This window comes from Xanthomonas sp. SHU 199, from assembly GCF_000364665.1.
GTDB lineage: Bacteria > Pseudomonadota > Gammaproteobacteria > Xanthomonadales > Xanthomonadaceae > Xanthomonas_A > Xanthomonas_A sontii.
This window is the reverse complement of sequence record NZ_AQOI01000567.1, coordinates 1-9,066: the sequence shown is the minus strand read 5'-3', so window position 1 is coordinate 9,066 and position 9,066 is coordinate 1. Positions and strand designations below refer to the sequence as shown.

Genomic DNA, 9,066 nt, shown 5'->3' with positions numbered 1-9,066 from the left:
AGCCCCCGCCACTGGCAGTGGGCTGCGGCCGCCAGGCGGCGCTGGCGACGCGGTTGCTGCGCGCACGCGGCAGCCAGGTGGTGCAGATCCTGGATCCGCGGCTGGACCCGCGCCACTGGGACATCGTGGTGGTGCCGGAACACGATCGGCTGCGCGGCCCCAATGTGCTGCCCCTGCTCGGCAGCCTGCATCCGATCGACGATGCCTGGTTGGCGGCCGGGCGCACGGCGTTTCCTGCGTTGGGCGCATTGCCCTCGCCGCGCATCGGTCTGTTGGTGGGCGGCCCCTCCGGGCTGGCGCCGTGGAGCGAAGCGCAGGCACAGGCCGCCTTCGCCGACATCGCCGCACAGTTGCGCGCGCACGGCGGCAGCCTCCTCGCCAGCGCATCGCGGCGCACGCCGCCTGCGGTGGCCGCGGCCTTGCGCCGCACGTTCGCCGACGTGCCGGGCGTCGTGTGGTGCGGCGCGGACGATGGCGCCAATCCCTACGCCGGCCTGCTCGGCTGGGCCGAACGCCTCGTGTGTACGCCAGACTCGGTGAACCTGCTGTCGGAAGCCTGCGCCACGCGCGTGCCGGTGCAGGTGCTGATGCCGGAGACGGCGCGTGGCCGCGCCCTGGCGTTCCATCGCGCCTTGCACGCGCGTGGACGCCTGCTTCCGGCGAACGATGCCGACGACGCATACGCCACCGGCATCGCACCGCTACGCGAAACCGCGCGGGTGGCCGCGCTGATCCGCGACCGCCTGGCGCTGGCCTGATCGGCCGCCGTGCCGGCGTCGCTGCCACGACACCGACACGGCAACCGGGCCCAACGCGTCACATCACGCTATGTCAGGGGTTGCTCGGCGAACGCGGCACGCCGGCCGGCGCCGCATCCAGCGCGCCGATCAGCAGCCGCACTACCGGCGTGCCCACGCCGACCGTGTAGTTGTACTTGCCCTTGATCGGCTGGTTGTTGTCGACCACGCCGTTATAGCCGGGGATGCCGCGATGCAGCGCCTCCGGCCCATTGGCGGCCAGGCGGTACAGGTAATCGTTGAGATTGCCCTGGCGGCCCTGCTTCTCCACCAGCAGCGCGACCGCGCTGGCGAATTCCGGCGCGGCGACGCTGGTGCCGATCACCGCCGAGATACCGCCCTTGAAGTAGGTGGCCACCGAGCTGTCGCCCTCACGGCACGGCTGCGTCGCAATCCCCGGGCAGCCGCCGACCAGCATGCCGATGTCCGGCAGCGCGCGCATGGACGTGCGCGTCCCGCCGAGCGCACGCAACTGGTAGGCCGGACGCTGGAACAGGGTGCTGACGCCGCCACCGGCGCCCCAGTAGCCGCCGGCCAGGTTCGCGCCGACGCCGTAATAGTCCGCGGTCTCCAGCGGATCGCCGTAGGCGCTTTCGCTCTTGTAGCCGGATTCCAGGCTGCCCTTCTTGTACGCAGTGAGCAGGTTGCCGCCGCCGACCGCGGTCACGTGCGGGCTGGCCGCCGGGTGTTCGACGCCGGCGACGAAGCGGCCGTCCTTGTGGTCGACCGCGTACTGCGTGTCGGCGCAGTCCAGGCCGGCGTTGTCGCCACTGGAGGCGACGAAGGTGATGCCCTGCGCGTTGCCCTGCTTGAACACCGCATCGTAGGGGCGCAGCAGTGAGGTGAAATCCTTGCCGCCGTTGTAGGCCGCGGTGTAGTACAGCTCGCAGACGCCGAACGAGGAACTGACCACGTCGGCCTGGTTGTCCTGCACGATCTGCCGGTAGCCGGCCAGCACCGAGGCGTCGCTCAGGTCCGGGATCACGTACAGCAGCACGTGCGCACCCGGCGCACCGCCGAGCGCCATCTGCACGTCGAGCGCGGCCTCGCTCGCCGCGGCGTCGTTGCCGTCCTGGAGGCCGGGCTTGGCGCCGGCCACGTAGTGGCGCGCGTACAGGGTCGGGTCGGCGTGGTTGGCGGCGTAGCGGCTGAAGTTCTCATGGTCGAACATCGCCTTGATGTCCGAATCCAGCACGTCGCTGCTGATCAGGATGGCGATGGTGCTGCCGGTGCCGTCGAGCCGGCGCTGCTGCCCGGCCGCGCCGGTGGTGGCCTGGTAGGACGGGTAGCCGTAGGCCTGCTTGAGATCGTTGTACCAGTAGGTGGTACCGCCGGCGCCGTAGCGGTTGGCGGGATTCTTGGTGGCCGCGCGCTGCCAGTTGACGTGCATCGGCGGCGCACCACGGGTCAGGCCGGTCACGGTCGCACCGCTGTCGCGCAGCACGGCGGGCAACTGCAAGGGCGCGGCGGCGGCGAGGTGGGCCTGGCTGCCCTGCTGGACCTCGGCGGTCAGCGGCACCGCGAACAAGCGCTCGACGTTGTTCGCGCTCGCACTGACATGCAGGGTGTTGCCCTGCTCGGTGACGTTCATGTGCGCGGCCTGCAGCGCGGCACGCACCTGCGCGACCTGCGCCGGCGCCGGCGCGAAGCGGCGCTGGAATTCGGCCGGCGTCAGCCAATGGTGATACTGCGGGGAGACCGGATCCTGGATATCGGCCAGCAACGCGTCCAGGCCGGCCTGATCGCGCAACGGCAGGTGCACGTCGAAATTGACCGGCGCGGCGCGCAGCGTTGCGGTCATCGCCGCGATGGAGGCGTCGGGCACGGCATTGGCGGTGCCGAGCGCGCACAGCAGGGAAGCGGACAACACGGCAGCCAGCAAGGGCCGACGGCGGATGCGATCAAGCATGGGCGTCTCTCCGGGGGTAGAGCGGGTGGGACGAGGCCGTGGCGGCCTCGCGGTGGGAAATCGATGGCCCCTCCGCTTTCGGGAGGGGAGTTGGGGGTGAGGGTGTGGCGCGCGAAGTGCGTGCGTGGTTCGTTGCTGCGAGGCTTCGCCCGTACCCTCATCCCGCCCCTGCGGGGCACCTTCTCCCGAGGGGAGAAGGGAAGCGCCTGGCCCCTCTCCCATCGGGAGAGGGGTTGGGGTGAGGGTACGGCGCGCGCAGACCTGTCGAGGCGAGGACCCAACAGCGCACGCGAACGACGCTCCGAGCGACGCGAGGGCACTGTGCTTCCTGCTCATGTCTGCACGCATCGGCACGTCGTCGGGCTTGGGCGAGGCGTGATCATTGAGGAGGAGCGCACTACAAAACTTTGACGGACGACGCCGTTTTCGACTTTGGAAACAGCATGTTTCGCCTGGTTTCCGACACACACGCCTACATGTGTTCACCACTCGTCATGCATGGCAATCGGCGACACTCTGTATCGAATTGATGTCGACACGCGCGTGCCACGCCGCTTCTTCCGCGATGTCGCACGATGGCGCGCCTGCAGTCATCGCGCGCCCGGCGGCTGCGACACGAACGCCATGCCGCAGGACCGCTGCATGACAACCGCAACGCCGATGACGCCAACCTGCAACGTCGCTGTCGCATCGTGTGCGCACTTCCTTTACGAATCCCCCTTGCGCATGCCTCTCCATTCCTTGCTGAGCACGGCGATCCTTGCCGCCCTGTTGTCGCCCTTCGCCGCCACCGCTGCGGAGCCCGCCGCCGATGGTGCCGCGTCCGACGTGCAGCAACTCGATGCGGTGTCGGTAATCGGCCAGGGCGAGACCCGCCAGGTGCAGCGCATCACCGCGCAGGACGTGGCGGTGCTGCCGCCGGGCACCAGCATCCAGAAGCTGCTCAACCGCATTCCCGGCGTCAACGTGCAGTCCAACGACGCCTTCGGCGCCAACGAGGAATCGCAGACCATCAGCCTGCGCGGCTTCAACGGCGTGCGCCTGGGCTACACCCTCGACGGCCTGCCGCTGGGCGACAACGCCTACGGCAACTACAACGGCCTGAACATCAGCCGCGCGCTGATCGCCGAGAACTTCGGCGGCGTGGAACTGGCCTCGGGCATCGGCAGCCTGGGCACCGCCTCCACCAGCAATCTCGGCGGCACGGTGCAGTACTACTCCGACGACCCGTCCACCGAGGTCGGCGTGCGCCTGGCGCAGACCGTGGGCTCGGACAGCAACCGCCGCACCTACCTGCGCCTGGATACCGGCGAGCACAACGGTTTCTCCGCGTACCTGTCCGGCATCTACGCCGACGCCGACATGTGGGCACCGCCGGGCTCGCCGACCCACACCGCGCAGTTCAACGGCAAGGGCGTGTACCAGTTCGAGGGCGGCAAGATCACTGCGTTCGTCGACACCTCGCGCACCTCGCAGGCCGACTACGCCTACCTGTCCAAGAGCGGCCTGCACCGCGGCCTGGGCTGGGACTGGAACCTGTACGCGCCGGACTGGCAGCGCGCACTGGCCGCGGCGTATTGCGCGCCGGCCACGCGCAACCCCAGCCGCTGCGGCTACAGCGGCGGTGTGGACAACATCGACGACGCCTACTATCAGAGCCGCGCGCTGCGCAACGACGACCTGTACTACCTGGCCGGCGACTTCCAGCCGTCCGATGCGGTGAGCGTGCACACCCAGGTCTACCATCACGAGAACGCAGGCCAGGGCCACTGGTGGTCGCCGGGCCAGCCGTCCTACCCGGGCACGCCGCAGGCGCTGCCGATCTCGATCCGCAGCACCAACTACACCATCAACCGCACCGGCGGCATCGCTTCGCTGGGCTGGGACATCGGCCCGCACCACCTGGAAGCGGGCGTGTGGTACGAGCGCAACAAGCACCACGTGGAGCGCAACTTCTACTGGATCGACGGCCCGATCGACGACGACATCTTCCTGAGCAACCCGAACCGCCGGCTGTTCTCGCAGGACTACGTCATCACCACCAAGCAGGCCTATGTGCAGGGCACCTTCAAGCTGCTCGACGAGCGCCTGACCCTGGACATCGGCGCCAAGAGCCCGCACACCACGATGACCGCGCGCGAGACCCCGGGGATCGCGGTGGAAGCGCCGGTGGCCACCGGCGAGCTGAAGGCCAGCAAGGCGCTGCTGCCGCAGGCCGGCCTGAGCTACCGCCTGGCCGAGGGCCAGGAAGTGTTCGCCTCCTACGCCGAGAACATCGCCGCGTTCCAGGGCGGCGGCGCCGGCGGCCCGCTGCTGGTGACGCAGGCCTCGTTCGACGCCAGCGTCGGCGCGCTGCAGCCGGAGAAGTCCAAGACCTTCGAAGCTGGCTACCGCCTGGTGCGCGACCAGTTCGAGGCCTCGCTGGTCGGCTACGACGTGACCTTCGACAACCGCCTGCTGTCGCTCAACCCGTGCCCGAGCATCCAGCAGGGCACCAGCCCGGCATGCACCACGCGCTTCTTCAACGTCGGCTCGGTGAGCAGCCGCGGCGGCGAGCTGACCTTCATCTGGAAGCCGACCGCGCACCTGCAGTGGTACAACTCGGCCTCGATCAACCGCTCCACCTACGACGACAACTACGTGCAGAACGGCGTGGTCATCCCCACCGCCGGCAAGTCCACCGTGGACACGCCCAAGCGCATGTTCGCCAGCGAACTCAGCTGGACCTGGAACGGCTGGAACGCCAACCTGCGCGGCAAGTACACCGGCCAGCGCTACTACACCTACACCAACGACCAGGGCTTCGGCGGCTACACCTCCTTCGATGCCGGCGCCGGCTACGATTTCGGGGCGGTGTCGTTCCTGCGGGACCTGAAGCTGTCGTTGAACGTCACCAACCTCACCGACAAGCGCTACGCCTCCAACCTCACCGCCTTCAGCAACAGCGATCCGAACGGCCGCTCGCTGGCCTTCCACGCCAGCGCGCCGCGGCAGGCGTTCCTGACCCTGGACGCGCGCTTCTGAGCGCGTCCATGCTGTCCGCCCACCGTCAAACCGGAACGCATGCGATGATCCGATCCACCTCCTGGTTGTTGGGATGCGCGATGGCCGTGTTGGCGACCACCGCGGCGGCCGCCCCGGCCGCCGCCCCGGGCGAGCACAAGCCGCTGGTGATCGGCCACCGCGGCGCCAGCGCGCTGCGCCCCGAACACACCCTGGCGTCCTATGCCAAGGCCATCGCCGACGGCGCCGATTTCATCGAGCCGGACCTGGTCTCGACCAAGGACGGCGTGCTGGTGGCGCGCCACGAGAACGAGATCGGCGGCACCACCGACGTGGCCGCGCACCCGGAGTTCGCCGCGCGCAAGACCGTCAAGCAGATCGACGGGCAGCGCGTGGAAGGCTGGTTCACCGAAGATTTCACCCTGGCCGAGCTGAAGACCCTGCGCGCGCGCGAGCGCCTGCCGCAACTGCGCGGCACCGCCTTCGACGGGCAGTTCCAGGTGCCGACCATGGACGAGATCATCGACTTCACCGCGGCCGAGTCGGCCACGCGCGGGCGGCCGATCGGGCTGATTCCCGAGATCAAGCACGGCACCTACTTCCGCGGGCTTGGCCTGGCGATGGAAGACAAGCTGGTCGCCACCCTCGATGCGCATGCCTACACGCGCAAGGCGCCGGTGGTGATCCAGTCGTTCGAGATCGGCAACCTGGAATACCTGCACGGCAAGTTGGGCAGCACCCATCCGAACGTGCGCCTGGTGCAGCTGCTGGGCGACCCCAAGGAGCGCCCGGGCGACCAGTTGCGCGACGGCCCGACCTACGCGCAGATGGGCAGTGCACAGGGGCTGCGCGCGATCGCCAAGTACGCGCAACTGGTCAGCCCCAACCTGCGCGCGATCGTGCCGGTGACCGATGACGGCGCCCTGGCCAAGCCCACGTCGTTCGTTGCCGATGCGCATGCGGCGGGCCTGCAGGTGATTCCGTACACGTTCCGTCCCGAGAACTATTTCCTGCCCAAGCAGTTGCAGGACGCGCGCGGCCCGGCCGCGGTGAATGCCGCCGGCAGCATGAAGGAAATGCGCGCGCTGATCGACGCCGGCATCGATGGCTTCTTCACCGACGACCCGGCCGTGGGCCGCGCGGCGGTGGATGGAACGGCGCTGCCGCGGTGAAGCCGAGAATGGGGAATGGGGAATGGGGAATCGCAACAGCGGTTCCCAGCGCGGGGTTCCATTTGTAGGAGCGTGTCCGCACACGGGCATTGGTCATTGGGTGTCCGGGCCGCGATAATGCGCGCCCGCCGCCCCTGCCCCGATCGCCGTGCCGTCCGTTGCCGCTCCCTCGCCCACTTTCGCCGCGCTGACCCCGCGCGCGCTGCTGCTGTCCGTGCTGGCGATGGGCGCGGTGGTGCTGCTGTCGAACGTGCTGGTGCAGTTCCCGATCAACGACTGGTTGACCTGGGGCGCCTTCAGCTATCCGCTGGCGTTCCTGGTCAGCAACCTGATCAACCGCCGTTTCGGTCCGCGCGCGGCGCGGCGGGTTGCCTGGTGCGGGTTCGCACTGGCGGTGCTGCTGTCGATCTGGATCGCCACCCCGCGCATCGCCGCGGCCTCGTGCCTGGCCTTCATCGCCGCGCAGTTGCTGGACATCACCGTGTTCGACCGGCTGCGCCGCGGGCGCTGGTGGCGCGCGCCGATCGTCGCCACCACCTGCAGCGCGACGCTGGACACCACGATCTTCTGGTCGATCGCCTTCGCCGGCTCGACGCTGCCCTGGCTGAGCTGGGCCGCCGGCGACCTGGCGGTGAAGCTGGGCATCGGCGTATGCCTGTTGGCGCCGTTCCGCGCGCTGCTGTGGCGGATGGCGCCGACGCGCTAGCGGTGGACGGGTAGATGGTGCCGGCTTCACAAACGCCTGCGGCCAACGTTGAATGGTGATCGGCGGCGCGCCTCCCGTGCGCCGCGCCTGCGACGAGACCACGCCCATGCCGCACGACGTCACCCCCGCCCTCGCGCTGAGCGCGCTCAACGCCACCCTGGCGCAACTGCAGCCTGCCGGTACGGCGCTGGCCACACTGACCACGCCTGCCGTCTCCAACCCGGCGTGGTCTTGCAACACCTTCGCCCCGTTGATGCTGGAGATGGTGCTGCTGCGTCGCGACCGGCCCATGCGCACCCGGGTGTACTTCGCGGACGCGGCGCTGCCGACCTTCGGCGACGGCGACTTCGTCAACATCGTGCTGCTGGGCGATCCGTCGCAGTTGATCCACAACGTCAACATCCTGGTGGACGGCGAGCGTGTCTACCTGTTCCAGGCCTACCTCGAGCAGGTCGTGGACGTGGTGCGGGTGTTCGAGTCAGTGACCTTCCATGCGCTGTGGCACGACCTGTGCGCCGGTCGCGCCGGCCTGTGGAAGCGCGCCTACCAGGGGCTGTTCGGGGTGGATCCCGACCAAGTGGTGGACACTGATCCCGACGCGGTCTGGTTCCAGACTCAGTACGTCAGCGCGTAGCAATCGCGCCACCGCGGCGCGGAACGGCATGCCGGCGCCGATCGCCGCGACCAAGGTGGCGTGTTTGCGGTGGCATCACGGCGGCGAGCCCAGGCCCTCCGGCCGATTGCAGCCAGCGCCGACGGCGCGCTTTCCGCCGCGACTCGGCGAGACGCGGCGTTGCCGGAGAGGCATGTCGCCACCGACACCACGCGTGCGGCATCCGCTGCCAACAAGGATCGCGCTAGCGCGCCGCGTCGCCGTCCGCACGGCCGTCGACGAACACCAGCTCCAGCGCGACCGCGGCCTGTCGGATCGCCGCACGCGCCGCGGCGATCTCGGCCGTGGGCGCGGTCAGGCGCGGACGTCGGTCCAGCGTGCAGGCCAGGCCGGCCTCGACCAGTGCGGCGTGGGCGGCATGCAGGCTGGCAGCGATGGAAGGCGACAGCCAGCCGCTGTGCGCCAGCGCATCGAGCAGGGCTGGCGTATCGCGCGGCACCAGCAGTGCCGGCTGCTGCGCGGCGCCGAGCAGCACGCCGGCCTGCACCAGGAATTCCAGGTCGACCAGGCCGCCGGCGCCCTGCTTGAGGTCGAAGCGCGCGGCATCGCTGCGGTCCAGTTCGGCACGCATGCGCGCACGCATCTTGCGCACTTCCTCGCGCAGCGCTGCAGGCTCGCGCGGGCGCGCCAGGGTCTGCGCGCGCACCTGCTCGAACTGCTGCAGCAGCGGCGCATCGCCGGCCACGCCGCGCGCGCGCACCAGCGCCTGGTGTTCCCAGGTCCAGGCGCGCTCGCGCTGGTACTCGCGGTAGCTGGCCAGCGACGACACCAGCGCGCCCTTGCCGCCGTCCGGGCGCAGGCGCACG

General features: G+C 69.7%; 6 protein-coding genes and 1 pseudogene. 5 read left to right on the top strand and 2 right to left on the bottom strand.

The annotated features are described in order from the left end of the window. On the top strand, positions 1-758 hold a 758-nt coding region (locus tag D183_RS0116850), incomplete at its 5' end, for a mitochondrial fission ELM1 family protein (protein ID WP_026144571.1). Between the two features lie 73 nt (positions 759-831). Here D183_RS0116850 and D183_RS0116845 read toward each other — a convergent pair. Then, the gene (locus tag D183_RS0116845) at positions 832-2,706 is read right to left on the bottom strand and encodes a S53 family peptidase (RefSeq protein WP_026144570.1); all 1,875 of its coding nucleotides are present in this window, start codon (positions 2,704-2,706) and stop codon (positions 832-834) included. Between the two features lie 726 nt (positions 2,707-3,432). Between D183_RS0116845 and D183_RS0116840 the strand changes: the two genes are divergently transcribed. The 4 genes from D183_RS0116840 to D183_RS0116825 all read left to right on the top strand — a co-directional run bounded on the left by D183_RS0116840 (position 3,433) and on the right by D183_RS0116825 (position 8,221). Then, the gene (locus D183_RS0116840; RefSeq protein WP_026144569.1) at positions 3,433-5,730 is read left to right on the top strand and encodes a TonB-dependent receptor; all 2,298 of its coding nucleotides are present in this window, start codon (positions 3,433-3,435) and stop codon (positions 5,728-5,730) included. A gap of 80 nt (positions 5,731-5,810) precedes the next feature. Then, positions 5,811-6,881, top strand: a complete 1,071-nt coding sequence (locus D183_RS0116835) for a glycerophosphodiester phosphodiesterase (protein WP_017910030.1) — start codon at positions 5,811-5,813, stop codon at positions 6,879-6,881. A gap of 148 nt (positions 6,882-7,029) precedes the next feature. Beyond that, complete coding sequence (locus D183_RS0116830) at positions 7,030-7,587, top strand: queuosine precursor transporter (protein ID WP_010343084.1); 558 nt, start codon at positions 7,030-7,032, stop codon at positions 7,585-7,587. A gap of 106 nt (positions 7,588-7,693) precedes the next feature. Then, positions 7,694-8,221, top strand: coding sequence for a hypothetical protein (locus tag D183_RS0116825; protein ID WP_232757299.1), 528 nt, complete (start codon positions 7,694-7,696; stop codon positions 8,219-8,221). 223 nt (positions 8,222-8,444) lie between these two features. On the opposite strand, the pseudogene D183_RS25045 reads toward D183_RS0116825, so the two are convergent. Beyond that, positions 8,445-9,066 (bottom strand): annotated as a pseudogene (locus tag D183_RS25045) (bifunctional [glutamate--ammonia ligase]-adenylyl-L-tyrosine phosphorylase/[glutamate--ammonia-ligase] adenylyltransferase); the annotation flags it as partial.